Here is a 15,582-nt window from a genome sequence, read left to right as displayed (position 1 = left end):
GCGGCCGATACCATCGAACCCATGAAGGGCATCATCCTCGCCGGGGGAACCGGCTCCCGCCTGCACCCGATCACGCACGCCATCTCCAAGCAGCTCGTGCCGGTCTACGACAAGCCGATGATCTACTACCCGCTGTCCACGCTGATCCTGGCGGGAATCAGCGACATCCTGATCATCACCACCCCGCACGATGCCGGGCAGTTCCAGCGTCTGCTCGGGGACGGCTCCCAGTTCGGGATCTCGCTCAGCTACGTGCAGCAGCCTTCCCCGGACGGACTGGCCCAGGCATTCCTCCTCGGCGAGGAGCACATCGGAGACGACCACGTGGCCCTCGTGCTCGGGGACAACATCTTCTACGGCCCCGGCATGGGTCAGCAGCTGCGCCGCCACACCGCTGTGGAAGGAGCCACCGTGTTCGGCTACTGGGTGAAGGACCCCAGCGCGTACGGCGTCGTGGAGTTCGATGCGACAGGCAAAGCCGTCTCCCTCGAGGAGAAGCCCGCCCAGCCGAAGTCCAACTACGCCGTGCCCGGCCTGTACTTCTACGACAACGACGTGGTGGAGATCGCCAAGGCCCTGAAGCCCTCCCCGCGGGGTGAGCTCGAGATCACGGATGTGAACCGCACCTACCTCGAGCGTGGTGCCCTGAACGTCGAGGTGCTGCCCCGCGGCACGGCCTGGCTGGACACCGGCACGTTCCACGACCTGAACGACGCCTCGAACTTCATCCGCACCGTCGAGTCCCGGCAGGGGCTCAAGGTGGGCTCCCCGGAGGAGGTCGCCTGGCGTCAGGGCCTGCTCACGGACGACGAGCTGCGCGAGCGCGCCGAGCCCCTCGTGAAGTCCGGGTACGGGGCATATCTACTCGAGCTGGTCGAGTGCGGGCGGTGAGCAGGACGGCCCGTCGGACAGGCGGCGAGGTTGGCGTCGTTGCGGCGCTGGTCCTCGCCTTCCTCGCGCTTCCTGCCTTCCTCGCGGCCCGAGCCGGGGCATTGTGGATCCCCCACAACGACTCCTGGGCTCACACGCGGATCGCCACCACCCTCGCCGAGGACGGCGTCCTGGAGCTGATCGGGTTCAACCGGGCGGCCATGGTGGGCATGATGGCCCCCCTGGGGCCGTTGGGGTCCAGCATCGTGGTCCAGCACCTGTTCGTGATGCTCTGCGGAGCAGCAGTGCTGGGCTTCTCCTACGCCACCGCACGCCGCGCCCACCTGCCGCTAACCTCCTCCGCCTTGGCCGCAGCCCTGGTGGGTCTGGCCCCTGGGTTCGCACTGCTGTCCACGTCCTACATGACGGACGTGCCGATGATGGCCGGGATCGCCGGAGCCCTCCACTTCGGAGTCCGGTTCGTGGAGTCGGGCCGCACCGGCGACTGGGCCTTGGCAGTCCTGAGCGCAGCCTGGGGGGTGACGGTCCGGGAACAGGCCCTCGCCGCGCTTGTCGCCGTCGCTCTGGTGTCCTGGCTGATGCGGCGTGACCGCCGTCGACTGATCGCCCTCGGTACCGGTGCGGCGCTGGTGGCACTCGCCGTCTTCGAGATCTGGCGCCGCTCCCACGCCGGGGACGACCCACCCCACGTGGGTCTGAACCCCTCCTACGCCGTCCGCTCCATGGCGATGGCACTGATGTCACTGATGTTCATCTGCGCCCCCGCCCTGCTGGCTTCCGCACGCCGGCCCCGCAGGCTCCTGACGTGGGCGGCCGCCGGCCTCGCAGCACTCATGGGGGCGGTCATGCTCGTGCTCATGGGTTCCGGCATGCTCCTGGGCAACTACCTCGCCCCCGAGGGGGCCTACGAGGGAATGCTCCACGGACAACGGAGCACCGTCCCCGCCCCGCTCATGTGGGCCGCGGCCCTCCTTGCAGCGGTGGCGCTGACGGCTCTCGCCACACACGTCCGTCCCCCTCACCGTCCACGCCCGGTCTCTCCGGCTTCGTGGGAGGCGGCTCCCGCGGTGCTCGCAGGCTTCCTCGTCCTCTACCTGGGCGGCACGTTCGTACAGTCGCTCTCCGGGCAGGCGATGTTCGAGCGCTACCTGTATCCGCTGGTGGTGCCGGTGGTGGTGCTGGTCCTGTGCGGAGCACACATGACCGCCGGCCGGTGGGCCGCCGCGGCGGCGGCCGGTGCCGTGGTGCTGTCGGTCACCTCTCTCATCACGGCGCACACCTGGGCGAGTACGGGTGCGGTGTGGCGCACGGCCGAGGAGATCGTCTCGCAGGGTACGGATCCCCGTGAGGTGGACGCTGGGTTCGCGTGGGTGGGCCATCACTCGCAGACCCCCCTGGCCGGCGAGGACGCCCGCACCGAGCCGGTCGACATCTGGGCGGGGCAGTTCCCCGACTCACGCCAGTGCCTGATCGTGGCGATGGGGTCCCCGGTGGCCGATGGCGGTGAAGTCGTGGAGGTGCGCTCCTACCCGAAGTACATCCTCGGGGGGACGGACCAGGTGGTCATCCAGCGGCTCCCTCAGTGCCGCTGACCGCCTCCCGCAAACGTGCGGCGATCCTGCCTCCGACGGCCTCCCAGGTGAGGCCTGCCGCATGCTGCCGGGCTTGCTCCCCCAGCGTCCGGGCCGTAGTCGGGTCGGCGAGTTCCACCATGGCCGCGGCGAGGGCATCCACGTTCTTCGGGTCCACCACCCGCCCGCCGGGGCCGATCATATCCGCCGCACCGCCCACCGTGGAACCGATCGCAGGGATGCCTGCCGCCCCCGCCTCCGCGTAGACGATGCCCGCCGGCTCCAGCTGGCTCGGCACCACTAGGCAGGTGGCGGAGGCGAACAGGGCCGCGAGGCGGCGCTGGGCTTCCGGGTCCCCCATGGGCAGGGCCCCATGGACGGTGACGCCAGGGAACTCCGAGGCGGAGGCAGGGACTCCCTGACCCACGAGGTGCAGCTGCGCTCCGGGGACACGGGCGTGCAGACGGGCGAAGGCTTCAAGCACGGCGGGGCCATTCTTGCGCTCCCACGCGTTGCCCACGAACAGCAGGCACGGTCGGGACCAGTCCCGGTCTTGCGCAGGCGGGACCGGCCGGTTCACACCCAGACCGGTGACGCTGATGCGTTCACGGGGAACGCCGTAGTCCTCCGCCACGGAGGAGGCGGCCCACGATGTCGCCAGGAAGCAGACGTCCGCGTTGCGGTACACGCTCTGCTGGAGCCGACGGCGTCCCTCGACGAGGCGCTCCGGCAGCGCACCGATCTCCCCCCAGGCGTGGCGTCGTCCCTGCACCACGGTCATGTCCTCGAAGGTGGCCCGCACCCGCCCGAACGCCCGGTAGCCGGTGCCGATCTGCAGGACGGCGTCCGCATCCCTCGGCACCCGGAGGGCCGCCGTCGCTGAGACGAGACGCGCATACGGAGTACCCTGCCGGGTGATGGTCAACAGGTGGTCCGGGCTGGGACGCAGCTGCCCTGCCACAGCCCGGGTCCACAGTGCGGCCAGCCGCCGCGGGGGTGTGACGTCCACGGGGACCACCTCCACTCCCGCCCCCTGCAGGCCGCCCACCAGTCCCGCCGGAGTTCCGGACCACACGCGAGGGTCGGTGGGATCACCGGGGAAGACGACGGCCACGCGTAGACGATCCGTGTGCTCGTCTGTTGCCTTCATACCCAAGCCTCCTCGTCTGCAGTGGGGCCTTCTTCTGTTCCTTCTCCCATGATCCCCATCAGAGCGCCGATCTGCCGAGCGAACTCCGCCTCGGAGAACCGCTCGGCGTGGTCCTGCATGGCGGTGCGGTCCCAGTTACGGCTGAGAGTCCGCCGGAGACCCTCCGTCACGTCCTCCACGGTCGGGGCGTCCACGAACACCCCGTTCACGCCCTCCACGATGGTGTCCAAGTAGCCGCCGGCCCGCAGTGCGACGGTCGGCACACCCCAGGCGCTGGCTTCCAGGGGTGTGATGCCGAAGTCCTCGTGGCTGGCCGCGATCAGTGCGGTCGCATGGGAGTAGGCCCAGCGCAGCTGCGCATCCGTAAGGTCTTGGGCAAAGACGACGTCTGGCCCGGCCATGGCTTTCAGGCGTGCCTCCTCGGGGCCCTTGCCGATCACCAGGAGCGGCCGGCCTGCCCGCGCGGCAGCCTCGATGGCCACGTCTACGTGCTTGTAGGGCATCAGGCGTGCCACGGAGAGCAGGTAGCCACCCTCGGCCAGGTGCTCGGCGCCGGGGATCGGCTCCTGTGGCCCGTCCGTGCTGACGGAGTGCGGCGGGAAGACGAGGTCCACGTCCTGAACGCTGTAGACCTCCTCGATGCGCCGCTTCACCACCGTCGAGTTGGCCACGTACCGGGTACGACGGCGCTGGGCCGCGCGGTCCCAGGCGGTGAGCCCGGGACGCAGCGCGCGGGCCACGCGCCCCTTGAGGCTCTTCTGCCCGCCCTCCCCGAGGTAGTCCTCGAGTAGGTACACCCAACGGGCGGGGGTGTGGCAGTAGACGAGCGTGTCGCCGTCGTAGCGGAACCCGTGGGCCCAGCCTGAGGTGGACACCACCGCCAGCGGCTCCCGCACGTGCATCAGGGAGGAGGCCAGCGGCAACAGCGGCAGGGCGCGCCGGGGGTCTTTGCGGAGCATGCCCACCCGGTTGAGCGGGGAGGTGATGATTCTGGCGTCCTTGAACTCCGGGAAGGTCCCTTCCGGTTCGTAGAACGTCGTGTAGATCGGTGCGTCCGGGAACATCCGGTGCAAAGCGAGCACCACGCGCTCGGCCCCACCCTTCTGGGTGAGGTAGTCGTGGGCGATCGCGATGCGCCCGGGGGCGGCGTCGATGGTCATGGCGTCAGTCCTCGTGGGGCAGGCGGTCAGAACGTGCGGCGGGCGCGCTTGGGATGGACGCGGCCGGTCTCCGCAGCGGCCTCCACCTGCAGCGCGATGAGCTTGCGGGCCACCGGGGCAGGCAGCACGGCCGCGGCGCGGTCGATCAGCGCCGAGCCGCGCTCGACCGTGGCCTCCGTGGTGACGGCGGCCAGCGCGCGCACAGCGGCACCCCACAGTCCCGTGGGGGCGCTGTCGCCGCCCAGGGGCTCCACGCCGTGCTTGGCGGCGAAGGTCTGGCGGGCGGAGCCCGAGTGGAGGGCGCGGCGGGCCTTGGTGTACGTGGTCACGGCGGCCGCGTGGTGCCGGGTCTCCAGCTCCGGGTGGATCACCACGGGGTAGCCGGCCGCGTGGAGGCGGTACCCGAAGTCCACGTCCTCCCAACCGTAGCGGCGGTAGTCGGCGTCGTACCCGCCGAGCTCCTCGTGCAGGGCCCGGGGCACAGAGACGTTCCCTGCCCAGTGCCGCCACTGCTGATCGGCGGGCAGTGAGTACGCGTGGGCACGGTGGGCGCGGCCCTGGGCCGTGCCGTAGACCTTCTGGTATGCCGTCTCGGGGATGATGTCCTCGGTCAGCCCGATGACGCCGCGGGGCCCGGCCTCGTGCGCGGCCACATGGTCCCGGATGTAGTGCAGGCCGGGATCGAGGTCGTCGTCGGCGCGGATGAGGATCCGGCCGGTGGTGGCGTCGGCCCCCGCGTTGAGAGCGGCCACGCGGCCGCGGTTCTCCTCGAAGACCGTCCAGGTCAGGGATAGGCCTGGGTGTTCCTGACGCAGGCGGGCCAGGACGGCGTCAGAACCGTCCACGTCCCCGTCCACCACCACGTGCACCTCGAACGGCGGGGCGTCCTCCTGGGCGGCCAGCGCCCCGATGAGCCGGGGCAGGCGCTCAGCACCCCCGCGGCTGGGGACGATCACGCTGGCCTCGCAGACGTTTTCGGGCACGGGGCGGGCGGTCTCGGTCATGGTCTCCTCCATCAGATGTGCAGGTCCTCGAGCAGGACGGCGACGGCGGCACGCCCGGCCTCCGGGGAGAAGCGCTCCCGCCAGCGCTCGTGCTGGGCGCGGGCGAGGGCGGGCCGGTCCACCTCGGCGGCCCGGCGGAGGGCGGCCACCAGCCCTGCGACGTCGCGCTGGACGAAGGTCAACGGGTGGTCCGGACCCACCACCTCGGGAAGGGCTCCGGCATCCGAGACGACCACGGGGACGCCTGCCGCCATGGCCTCGGCGCTGACCAGGCCGAACACCTCGGCCCATTGGGAGGGCACCACCAGCAGGTCCACGCGGGAGAGGAATGCGGTGGTGTCCTGCCAGCCGAGCAGTTCCACGGCTCCGCCGGCCCGCGCCAGAGCTTCCCCGATGCGCGCTTGCTCTGGAGCGGGGACAAACCGGGACTCCCCGGCGATCAGGAACCGGAAGGCCCCCGGAGTCTCCTGATCCAGTCGGGCCGCCGCCTCCAGGAGGGTCAGCACACCCTTGTCCTCGGACAGGCGGCCCAGGAAGCCCACCTGGAGCGGCCTCTCGGGCACGGAGGGCCTGGAGCGGGGGGCATCAGGGGTATCGGTCGGTGCCGGCACCCAGTTGGGCAGCACCCGGGCCCCGGTGATCCGCTCCGCGGCGAAGCGCGAAGGAGCCAGGACCGCCAGGGCACCCGGGCGGGCGACCGCGCTGAAGGCGCGCAGCTGTGGTTTCTCCGGGACCTGGTGCAGGTGCACGATCCGCCGGCCCCGACCGGCCAGCGCGGTGGCAGGCAGCAGGCCGTTGCACCACACGACCTCGTCCCGGTGGGCCCGGTGCCAGCGGCGCAGGGCCCGCATGTATCCGGCTCGGCCGGGTCCGCCGACCCGTTCCACGGTAAACCCGTCCGCCGCGAGCCGGTCGGCGGTCTCCGCAGGCACGGCGGGGGCGACGACGGCCACGTCCCGGCCGAGCTCCCGCAAGGCCGTGGCGATGTGGTGGAGCATCACCTCACCGCCGCCCACCTCACCCTGATTGGCGGCGACCCAGATGCGGGTGCTCATCACGGGCTCACCCACCCCCGGCCGGTGCGGCGGGCCCGGCGTTCGACGACGTCGAGGGTGGCCTCCGCGGTCTGCCGGGCCATCTCGGCCACGTCCCCCACCTGCACGGGGCCGGGCCCCTCGGTGGCGGCGCGGCGGACGGCCTCCAGCACGGTGGACGGCTCGATGTCCGCCACGAGGCGCTCGGCGGGCAGGATCTCCCCGTTGCCGCCCACGTCCGTGGCGACGGCGGGCAGGCCGGCGGCGGCGGCGTCGAGCAGGGTGTAGCTGAGGTTCTCCCACGCGGAGAGCTGGACGAGCACGTCGTGCTCGGCCATGGCCGGCCACGGGTCCACGTGTCCGGGCAGCGTGACTGCGTCCCCGAGGCCGAGGGCGTCGGCCTGGGCGCGCAGGTCCGCGGCCAGCGGGCCGGAGCCGGCGAGGGTGAGCCGGGCGGCCGGGTCCTGGGCGTGCAGGCCTGCGAAGGCCTCCACGAGGCGGTCCAGGCGCTTCTCCGGAGACAGGCGGGACAGCGAGAGCACCCGCAGGCCCTCCCCCGGTGCCCTGCGCTCCCCGACGGCGGCGGCTCGCACCGCGGCGACGTCCACCCCATTGCGGATCACCCGCACGGGCGCGGCCGGGCGCCACTTGGCGGCGAGCACGTCCGCGGTGGACTGCGCCACCGCGATCACCAGGTCGGTGCGGCGCAGTCGGGCCCGATGGGCCAGGTTCTTCACCCGCGCCGCCGCGGCGGAGTTGTACAGCGTGTCGTCGGGGGCGATGCCGTGCTCGGTGCTGATCAGCGCGGTGCGCCGGTCCGAGGCGAGCGCCGCCGCGGCGGCGAGGTCCGCATAGGCCAGGTGGGTGTGCACCGCGGCCGGACGCAGGGTGCGCACAAGCCGGCGCAGGGTGCGCACCGAGGCGGCCAGGCCGGCGTCGGGACCGAAGGGGCCCGTGAACACCGCCGCACCGCGCTCCCGGAGCCGCTCGGCCAGGGGCCCCTCAGGGCACAGCACGGCCAGGCGCAGCCCGGGCAGGCCGACGCCGGCCACGTCCAGCACATGCCGGGCCACACCGCCGAGGTCCGGGACGGGCACGCACCACAGGGTCAGGGGTACCGGCAAGCCGTCAGCCGGTGCGCTCACAGCCCCTGCGCTCACAACCACTGCTCCAGGCGGTCCAGAGCGATCCAGAAGCCCTCGCCGTTGTTGATGTGGCCCTGCCAGATCTCCGGGATGAAGCTCACCCCGGGGGCCAGGCGGTCGAGCTGCTCGCACAGCACGGGCCAGTCGACGTCGCCCTCGCCGATCTGCGGGCCCTCGCCGTCCACACCGGTGGCGTCCACGATGTGCAGGTGGATGCTGTGGGGGGCCAGCTTCTCCACCATCTCGGAGAAGGGGATCCCGAGGAAGGTGGCCGAGAGCTTGGAGTGGGAGATGTCCAGGCACAGGGGCACACCCGTGGCCTCCACGAAGGCCACGGTGTCGTCCGGGTCCATGAAGAGGTTGTGGTACTGCTGACCGCCCATGAGCCACGGGAACGGCGGCAGGGTCTGAGCGGCGATCCGCACCCCAGTGGTGTCCAAGCGCTTCACAGCCTCGCCGATGCGGCTGTACTTGGCCTGGCGCGCCTCGGGAGCGATGTGCCGGTCCAGAGTGAACCCGCCCATGGTGATGACCATGATGGGGGCCTCCTCGTTCGGGAACCAGCGCTTGAGGTCCCGGGTGATGTCGATGGTGCGCTGCACCTCGGCGATCGAGCGCTCCCACACCTGCTCGTCCTCGCTGGCCAGGTCCACGAGGAAGTCCCCGGCGAAGATGTCCGGCAGATGGGTGGTGAAGCCCATGGGCATCGGCTCGGTGAACACCGTGTCGATGTCGATCTCGAGGTCCTTGTAGGAGAAGTGGAACTCGAGGAAGTCCGGGGTGCAGTCCTTCGTGAGGGCTGCGACGTCGTGGTAGCGCACGGGCAGGCCCCACGGACGGTTGAACTGGAAGTCACGCCCGGTGGGGACGGTGTCCGTGAGGTCGCCGGCGAAGAAGAAGTCACCCTCGGCGAGATCACGGTGCACGGTGCGCCCGACCAGCTCGGGCAGCTGGTTCGGCTGGAGGCCTCGGCCCGGGGACTTCACGGTGACGTCCGCCTCCGTGATCACATCGCCCTTGGCCAGCGGGCGGGCAGCCACGAGGGACTTGGCCAGGTTGATGCGGTTCATGGCCTCACCCGTGGAGACCACACGCTCCTCGGCCACGCCGATCGACTCCTCGATCTCGCGGGTCTGCTGCACCATCTGGGCGAACTCCTCCGGCAGGAGGGAGACCTTGTGGTCGTTGCCCTCCAGGGAGCGGTCCACGGTGAAGTGCTTCTCCACGATCGAGGCCCCACGGGCCACGGCCGCCAGGGCCACGTGGAAGCCGCGCTCATGGCCGGAGTAGCCCACCGGGGTCTGGGCGATCTCCGCCAGGCGGTCCAGGTACGCCAGGTTCACGTCCTTGTAGGGCGCCGGGTAGGTGGACTGGGCGTGGAGCATCGCGAAGGGGACCCCGAGGGAGCGCACCAGCTCCACGGTCTCCCGGATCTCCTCCTCCCGGGACATCCCCGTGGAGAGCACCATCGGGATCCCGTGGGCGCCGGCGTCCCGCAGCAGCCCGTGGTTGGTCAGATCCGCAGAGGCGATCTTCACGCCGTCCACCGGGTAGTCCGCCAGCACCTGCATGGAGGGGGCGTCCCAGGGGGTGCACATCAGCGCGACGCCGGCGGCGCGCGTGTGGTCGAACACCGTCACCATGTCCTCGGCGGACAGGGAGAACTTGGCCAGCTCGTCCAGGGTGCGCTGGGCGCCCAGGTCCTCACCCGCCGTCGCCGCCCCGGACTGCCGGTAGAGGGCGTCCATGTCCCGCAGCTGGAACTTCACGGCATCCGCGCCGGCCTCCACGGCCAGGTCCACGAGGCGCCGGGCCAGGTCCACATCGCCCTGATGGTTGTTGCCGATCTCAGCGATCAGGAACGCCGGGTGGCCCGGGCCAATCCGGTGCGAGCCGATCCGCAGCTCGTCCTCGCGGTCCACGGCCAGGGCGGCCAGTCGCCCGCGCTCATCCAGCAGGGGCAGGTGCGCGGCCCCGGTCGGCAGGGCCTGGCGCATCTGCTCCGGCGTGGCTCCCAGCGGTGCGGTGGCCGGGTGGGGGTTGACGGCGGCGGAGGCCGGGGAGTCCAGCGACGCCGAGGGGTTCGCCAGCAGCCAGCGGCGGAAGTCCCCGTCCGTGAGGGAGCCCTGCAGGAAGCCGTGGGAGTCCACCACAAACACGATGCGCTCACGGTTGTCCGTCATCTTCTGCAGCGCGGTGAGGAGGGACTCCTCCGGGAAGACGAGGTAGGGGGTGAGGGTGCGTTCGATAATCACTGGGCGCCTCCCACGGCGGAATCAGGGACGGTTCGGGAAGAGAGGAGGGTGGGGCCGGACAGCTCCGGCCGGCGGTGCAGGACCTTCTCCACCGCCAGGTACTGGTCCATCTGCTGCTCGGCGAGCGCGAAGTCCAGCTCGGTGTCGATGTCCACGCCCTCGAGGTCGTCGAGCTCGAGCAGCGCGATGCGCCCCCCGAGGCGGTTGTGCAGCTCGTCGTACACCCAGGGGGCCGTCACGTACAGGGAGCCGTTCTCGCGGAAGCGCAGATCCATGGGGACCATGTCCTGGCGGCGCTTGCGCGCCATCACGTCGTAGTCCGCCAGCGGGGGCGCGGCCGGGTCCTCAGCGTGGCGCCAGATGAACGGGGAGACCGGCACGACGCCGACCACCGAATCCACCCCCGGCTCACGGAAGCGGGCCACGGCGCGGTCCAAGGTGCCGGGCAGGCGCAGGGGGCTGGTGGCCTGCAGCAGCATCACCGCCTCCGGCTCCACCCCCCGGGCCCGCTCGGCTGCGAGCGCGTGCTCCACCACCGGTTCGGTGGGGGTCTCGTCCTGGGCGAGCTCGGCCGGGCGCAGCCCGGGCACGTCCGCGCCGTAGCGCAGGGCGACCTCGGCGATCTCCTCAGAGTCCGTGGAGACCACCACATGCAGGTCCGCCTCGGCCTCGAGGGCCGCGCGGACGGTCCAGGCCACCAGCGGGTGCCCTCCGAGCATGCGGATGTTCTTGCCGGGCAGGCCGCGGGAGCCTCCCCGGACGGGGATGACGCACAGGATGCTCATCAGGTGCTCCTCCAGAGATGGTCGGCGATCGCCGCCGCAGGGTCCGGCGTGGGCGAGGACAGCGGCGGGGTGGGGCTCGGCGGAGTCCCAGGGGTCCAGCGGGTGATCCCGTAGCGCTCCCAGAAGCCCTCGAGCCAGGCGGGCGGGTCCGGGTGCACAGCCCAGGCGGGTCGGCCGGCCTGGGCCGCCTCGAGGATGCCCGTGCTGAAGACGGCGGCCACCGGGCCCGTCGTGGATGCCAGCGGCACCCCGGTGCGGTCCAGCACGACGCCGGCCCCCTCCCAGCGGGCATGCTGTGCCCGGGAGAGGCGGTCCCGTTCGGCTGGGTGCGGCCGGTACACGGCGCCGGTGGCACGGAGGTACTCCTCGGCGGCGCGGACGAAGTCCGTGCGGGGCAGCTCTGCCCCGTGGAGCTGGCCCAGGAAGACGCCCGGGCCGGCGTCGTGGTCCCCGGCCCCGGGTGCCGGGGCGGCACGGCGGGCGTGCTCGAGCAGGGCCGAGCCCACCGGCACTGCCTGTACGTCCGTCCGGCCCTGGGCCCACCAGGCGGCGTCCTGCGCGGTGAAAGCGTAGAGCGTGGCCGCCCGGGGCACCGGCGGCGTGGATACCGCGAGCAGCCCGTGCTGTACCACGGCCACCTCCGCCCCGCGCTCGCGGGCCCAGCGCACGGCGGCCTGGCCCGCGGGCAGGTACTCCCCCGCCACGAGCACGCGGCGCAGCCCGTCCAGGCGTGCACTCAGGTCCGGGTCCACCCCGGACACCGTGGTCAGCTCCGTACCGGCGGGCAGCTCGGGGCGCAGGGACTCGGCCGTCTCGGCGGGCATCACCCAGCCGACGCCGGCGAGGACGGCCGCGGGGTCGGTGACGCCTGCGGCACGGCCGGCGGCCAGCGCGAGCACGGGCTCGACCAGTGCGGCCCGCTGCGTGGGGCCAGCGGACTCGACCGCCACGAGGGTGTGCACGGGGCCGGCCGGCACGAGCACGCGCAGCCCCTCCTCCGGGGAGGACGCATCACGGCGCAGGCGGGCACGCAGGGTGCGGACGGCGTCGGCGGCGCGGCGCGCGGCAGGCCACTGCGCCCGCTGCCAGCGCCGCCAGGCCGGCAGGTCCTCGGGACGCCAGAACAGCGGGGCGTCCCCGGCAGGGTGCCGCGGGGCCGTCACCGCCACCACTCCTGGGCCCGAGCCGCGCGGTGGGCGAAGGTGTGCTCGGCATGGGAGCGGCGCCGTCCCGCCTCGCGGATGCGCTCACCCCAGGCGGGCTCTGCCACGATCCGGCGGCCGAGCTCCACGAGGTGGTCGGCATCCTCGAACACGAGGACCTCCTCACCGGGCTCGTAGAACTCCGCCACATCCTCCCGGTCCACCAGCTGCAGGCCGCCCATGCCAGGCACCTCGAAGGTGCGCATCGCGTGCCCGGCCTGCAGGCCGTGGATGTTGATGGCCCCGGCGGCCGCTGCCTGCACGGCGTAGGCCTCCTCCAGCGGGATGTCCCGCTCAGCGGGCAGCGCCGGACGGGAAAGCTCCCAGGTGCGCAGCCGGTCCACCGGGTGGTGGCTCCACTGCCGGCCGTAGGCACGCACGGGCACCCCGGCCCGAGCCAGGCGCTCGAGCAGCTCCACCCGGTTGGGGTACCGGGAGCCGACGAAGACCAGCTCGGGGCGCCGGGGCACCTCGGGCAGGTGCAGGCCCGGGTCGAAACCGTTGGGCATGTAGTGGGCATCCACGCCCTCGGCTGCGAGCTGCTCGGCCTCGGAGCGGGCATAGCTGAGCACCGGTCCCACCCGACGCAGGAAGTCCATGGTGTAGCTGTGGCGGTGCAGGTCGTCGTACAGCCAGAGCATGCGCGGCACGCCCAGGGCCTCGACCTCCGCCCAGAACGACTCCCCCAGGGAGTCGCCCTTGATCACGAGCACACGGTCCGGGCGGACCTGCCTCAGCGCATCCAGGGCACGCTGGGTGTCCCAGGCCACGCGGGCGGCGGAGCGGTCCACACCGAGCCGGTGCGGCAGCTCCAGCAGCGCCTTGTTGCGCAGCTTCATGGACACCGTGCTGTAGGCGTCGTAGGCGTGCACGCTCACATCGAAGCCCTGCTGCGCCCAGGCGCGGGCGATCGAGCGGTGGTAGCCGTGGAACGCCGGGGAGACCAGCAGCAGGCGCTCGGGACGGCCGGAGCGTGCGGCCCCGGCGGCGGGCACAGTGTACGCGGCGGTCATCGGCGCGTCCCCTTCCAGATCAGTGCCATCTCATCACGACGCACGGCGGCAGCGTCCACGTCCGTCCCCCGCGCCTGCCGGAGACGGTTCACAGCCCAGTTCACGCCGGTGGCGGCAGTCAGGGCCCCGCGCAGCAGGCGCGGGTGCCCGTGCAGGCGCGCATAGCGGAAGCGGGAGTCCACGAGCCAGGCACGGCGGCGCAGCGGGTCCGAGGATCCGCCCTGGGCGTGGGCCACCTGCACGGAGGGGACCACGAGGGATCCGACGCCGCGACGGCGCAGACGCAGCTGCAGGTCCACCTCCTCAGAGTTCATGAAGTAGTCCTCATCGAAGCCGCCGACTGCGCGCACCTGGTCCAGGGGCAGCAGCATCACCGCCCCCATGACCCAGTCCACCGGGGTGGGCGCCGTCGCCCGGGCGGCGCCGACGTCGTGCCCCACGGCCTCGTGGAGGACGGGCAGGTGCCGGAATCGGGCCAGCGGGATCAACCACTCCACGGTCTGGTGCAGCACCGTGGGGAAGTGACGACCCGTCCACTGCGGTGTGCCGTCAGGGTTGAGCACCTGTGGGGCGGCCACCACGGGCTGGTGGGGTGCAGCGGCCTCCACGAGGGCGTCGATCTGCTCGCCGGTGATCTCCGCGTCCGAGTTCAGCACGAGGGCCAGCGGGGTGCGCACCTGGGCCAGTCCCGTGTTCACGTTGGCGCCGAAGCCGCCGTTGGACTCGCGGCGCACCACCTGCACCATCCCGGCGGACTCTGAGGAGGCCGGGTAGGGGGTGGGCGAGGCGTCGTCGGCCACCACGATGCCGGCCATGGTGCGGGCGGGGTCGGCCATGAGCCGGGTGACGAGTGCCTGTGTGGGGGCGGGATCCCCGTAGTGGGGAATCACCACCGTGACCGTCTGGGGGCGCGGCGATACAGACATGGAGATGCCTCCGAGAGACGGTGGGGATGGTGGACTGAGAACGTGCTCTGCCCCGCCCAGTATAGGCCGCCGCCGACGGACGGACCCGATGCACTCCCCCTGGCAGGGCCCCGTGCGGCGTCCTCACTAGACTCAAGAGGACGGCGCACCGGCGCCGGGCGGCGATGCACCGCACCCCAACGGACAGGAGCACCCCCATGGGCCCCGGACCCCTCGAGCCCGCGCAGGCCGACACGCGCGCCCTGCGCCTGACCGCCGGGCGCGGGCACCTCGTCGTCGGGGGCCTGGACGAGGAACACGCCGCCCTCGTGGCCCGGGACTGGTCGCGCTGCGACCCCCGCCCCGCGGCTCCGGAGGACAAGGCAGACCTGTCATGGTCCGGCGGCGATGCACAGGCCTGGGAACGCTTCCATGAGGAGCTCGTCTACCGGATCACCGCCCGCACCATCGACTCGGCCCGCGGCAGTCACCTGATGTTCCACGGTGCCGTGCTCGCCGACCAGCGCACTGGAGCCGGGATCGTGCTCGCCGCCGCCTCGGGCACCGGCAAGACCACCGCCACCCGACGCCTGGGACCGCACTACGCATACCTGACGGACGAGACCGCGATCCTCGACCCCGAGGACCTGTCCGTCACCCCCTACCCCAAGCCGCTGTCCCTGCTCGGCCCCGACGGCGCCCGCCCCAAGCACCAGGCAGGCCCGGAAGAGCTCGGCCTGGGGCCCACCCGGCCCGCGCAGATCCGCGCCGTGGCCGTGCTGGACCGCGTCCGCGACCCTCAGGGGCAGGTGCCGGCCCGCGCCGAGCGGATGTCCCTCGTGGATGCCCTCGCCGTGCTCGTGCCGCAGACCTCATCGCTCGCTCGGCTCCCCCGCGGCCTCGTGGCCCTGTGCCGCACCCTCGACCGGCTCGGCGGCGCCCGCCGGCTCGTCTACGCCGAGTCCGAGGACCTGCGCCCCGTGGTGGACGGCCTCCTGGCCGAGGAACCCCAGCCCGTGGAGCCGGCCTGGGAGCCGCTGGCCGAGTACGAGCTCACCGCCTCCCTCGAGGACCCCGAGGCCCCCGAGGCCCCGACGGCGTCCGGTCCGGTGCTGCGCAGGTCCGGCGCCGACTGCGGGATCGAGCTGCCCGACGGCCGCCTTGTGCTCCTGGCCCACGAACAGCTGGTGATTCTGGACGGTCTCGGCCCCGCCCTCTGGTCCCTGCTGGACACCCCCCGCAGCGTGGACGGGCTGCTGGCCGAACTCGAGGCGTGGGCCCCGTTGCCCGAGGGCGCCCGTGCCTCGGTTGAGGCCGCCCTCGACGCTCTGGCCGGCGAGCGCCTCGTGACCACCGAGGACGCCGCCCCAGGGAGTTGAGCCCTCCCCTCCTCCTCCCCCCCCAGGTCCCCAGACGGACGGGGCGCCGCCCCCCCGGCGGGGGGCGCCCCCCCCCCCGCCACAGCGG

The 15,582-nt window shown here is 72.6% G+C and carries 13 protein-coding genes; 3 read left to right on the top strand and 10 right to left on the bottom strand.

Annotation, left to right across the window (positions count from 1 at the left end; genetic code table 11):
- Nucleotides 1-21 precede the first annotated feature (21 nt).
- Both rfbA and SPI96_RS02820 read left to right on the top strand, forming a co-directional pair.
- On the top strand, nucleotides 22-891 hold the full coding sequence (gene rfbA, locus SPI96_RS02825) for a glucose-1-phosphate thymidylyltransferase RfbA (protein ID WP_321080850.1): 870 nt from the start codon (nucleotides 22-24) through the stop codon (nucleotides 889-891).
- Nucleotides 888-2,483 carry a glycosyltransferase family 39 protein gene (locus SPI96_RS02820; RefSeq protein WP_321080849.1) on the top strand — a complete coding sequence of 532 codons (1,596 nt, stop codon included), beginning with the start codon at nucleotides 888-890 and terminating at the stop codon, nucleotides 2,481-2,483. The genes rfbA and SPI96_RS02820 overlap by 4 nt, the downstream gene beginning before the upstream one ends.
- On the opposite strand, the gene SPI96_RS02815 is transcribed toward SPI96_RS02820, so the two are convergent.
- The 10 genes from SPI96_RS02815 to SPI96_RS02770 are packed head-to-tail and all read right to left on the bottom strand — an operon-like array spanning nucleotide 2,455 to nucleotide 14,136.
- On the bottom strand, nucleotides 2,455-3,612 hold the full coding sequence (locus tag SPI96_RS02815; protein ID WP_321080848.1) for a glycosyltransferase family 4 protein: 1,158 nt from the start codon (nucleotides 3,610-3,612) through the stop codon (nucleotides 2,455-2,457). The two genes, SPI96_RS02820 and SPI96_RS02815, sit on opposite strands and share 29 nt — an antisense overlap.
- Nucleotides 3,609-4,772, bottom strand: a complete 1,164-nt coding sequence (locus tag SPI96_RS02810; protein ID WP_321080847.1) for a glycosyltransferase — start codon at nucleotides 4,770-4,772, stop codon at nucleotides 3,609-3,611. Before SPI96_RS02810 ends, SPI96_RS02815 begins: the two co-directional genes overlap by 4 nt.
- 26 nt (nucleotides 4,773-4,798) lie before the next feature.
- Complete coding sequence (locus SPI96_RS02805; RefSeq protein ID WP_321080846.1) at nucleotides 4,799-5,776, bottom strand: glycosyltransferase family A protein; 978 nt, start codon at nucleotides 5,774-5,776, stop codon at nucleotides 4,799-4,801.
- An 11-nt stretch (nucleotides 5,777-5,787) separates the two neighbouring features.
- Nucleotides 5,788-6,831: a glycosyltransferase family 4 protein gene (locus SPI96_RS02800; RefSeq protein WP_321080845.1), complete on the bottom strand. Its 1,044-nt coding sequence runs from the start codon at nucleotides 6,829-6,831 to the stop codon at nucleotides 5,788-5,790.
- Entirely contained in the window at nucleotides 6,831-7,907 is a 1,077-nt protein-coding gene (locus tag SPI96_RS02795; RefSeq protein ID WP_321080844.1) for a glycosyltransferase, read from the bottom strand. Before SPI96_RS02795 ends, SPI96_RS02800 begins: the two co-directional genes overlap by 1 nt.
- A gap of 59 nt (nucleotides 7,908-7,966) precedes the next feature.
- The gene (locus SPI96_RS02790) at nucleotides 7,967-10,210 is read right to left on the bottom strand and encodes an N-acetylneuraminate synthase family protein (protein WP_321080843.1); all 2,244 of its coding nucleotides are present in this window, start codon (nucleotides 10,208-10,210) and stop codon (nucleotides 7,967-7,969) included.
- A complete protein-coding gene (locus SPI96_RS02785; RefSeq protein ID WP_321080842.1) occupies nucleotides 10,207-10,995 on the bottom strand; it encodes an acylneuraminate cytidylyltransferase family protein in 789 nt (262 codons plus the stop codon). Before SPI96_RS02785 ends, SPI96_RS02790 begins: the two co-directional genes overlap by 4 nt.
- Complete coding sequence (locus SPI96_RS02780) at nucleotides 10,995-12,158, bottom strand: RNA-binding protein (protein WP_321080841.1); 1,164 nt, start codon at nucleotides 12,156-12,158, stop codon at nucleotides 10,995-10,997. The genes SPI96_RS02785 and SPI96_RS02780 overlap by 1 nt, the downstream gene beginning before the upstream one ends.
- Nucleotides 12,155-13,210 carry a glycosyltransferase gene (locus tag SPI96_RS02775; RefSeq protein WP_321080840.1) on the bottom strand — a complete coding sequence of 352 codons (1,056 nt, stop codon included), beginning with the start codon at nucleotides 13,208-13,210 and terminating at the stop codon, nucleotides 12,155-12,157. The genes SPI96_RS02780 and SPI96_RS02775 overlap by 4 nt, the downstream gene beginning before the upstream one ends.
- Nucleotides 13,207-14,136, bottom strand: a complete 930-nt coding sequence (locus tag SPI96_RS02770) for a glycosyltransferase family 2 protein (protein ID WP_321080839.1) — start codon at nucleotides 14,134-14,136, stop codon at nucleotides 13,207-13,209. The genes SPI96_RS02775 and SPI96_RS02770 overlap by 4 nt, the downstream gene beginning before the upstream one ends.
- Before the next feature lie 197 nt (nucleotides 14,137-14,333).
- Between SPI96_RS02770 and SPI96_RS02765 the strand changes: the two genes are divergently transcribed.
- Nucleotides 14,334-15,494 carry a PqqD family peptide modification chaperone gene (locus tag SPI96_RS02765; protein WP_321080838.1) on the top strand — a complete coding sequence of 387 codons (1,161 nt, stop codon included), beginning with the start codon at nucleotides 14,334-14,336 and terminating at the stop codon, nucleotides 15,492-15,494.
- The last annotated feature ends 88 nt before the right edge of the window (nucleotides 15,495-15,582 follow it).

The organism is Micrococcus sp. (genome assembly GCF_034179925.1).
Taxonomy (GTDB): Bacteria; Actinomycetota; Actinomycetes; order Actinomycetales; family Micrococcaceae; genus Micrococcus.
This window is presented reverse-complemented; position numbering and strand designations above follow the sequence as displayed.

What these genes read in the sequence shown, in the direction of transcription:
- rfbA (WP_321080850.1), top strand. Translation starts at nt 22, where the DNA reads ATGAAGGGCATCATCCTCGCCGGGGGAACCGGCTCCCGCCTGCACCCG.
- SPI96_RS02815 (WP_321080848.1), bottom strand. Translation starts at nt 3,612, where the DNA reads ATGAAGGCAACAGACGAGCACACGGATCGTCTACGCGTGGCCGTCGTC.
- SPI96_RS02810 (WP_321080847.1), bottom strand. Translation starts at nt 4,772, where the DNA reads ATGACCATCGACGCCGCCCCCGGGCGCATCGCGATCGCCCACGACTAC.
- SPI96_RS02805 (WP_321080846.1), bottom strand. Translation starts at nt 5,776, where the DNA reads ATGACCGAGACCGCCCGCCCCGTGCCCGAAAACGTCTGCGAGGCCAGC.
- SPI96_RS02800 (WP_321080845.1), bottom strand. Translation starts at nt 6,831, where the DNA reads ATGAGCACCCGCATCTGGGTCGCCGCCAATCAGGGTGAGGTGGGCGGC.
- SPI96_RS02785 (WP_321080842.1), bottom strand. Translation starts at nt 10,995, where the DNA reads ATGAGCATCCTGTGCGTCATCCCCGTCCGGGGAGGCTCCCGCGGCCTG.
- SPI96_RS02775 (WP_321080840.1), bottom strand. Translation starts at nt 13,210, where the DNA reads ATGACCGCCGCGTACACTGTGCCCGCCGCCGGGGCCGCACGCTCCGGC.
- SPI96_RS02770 (WP_321080839.1), bottom strand. Translation starts at nt 14,136, where the DNA reads ATGTCTGTATCGCCGCGCCCCCAGACGGTCACGGTGGTGATTCCCCAC.
- SPI96_RS02765 (WP_321080838.1), top strand. Translation starts at nt 14,334, where the DNA reads ATGGGCCCCGGACCCCTCGAGCCCGCGCAGGCCGACACGCGCGCCCTG.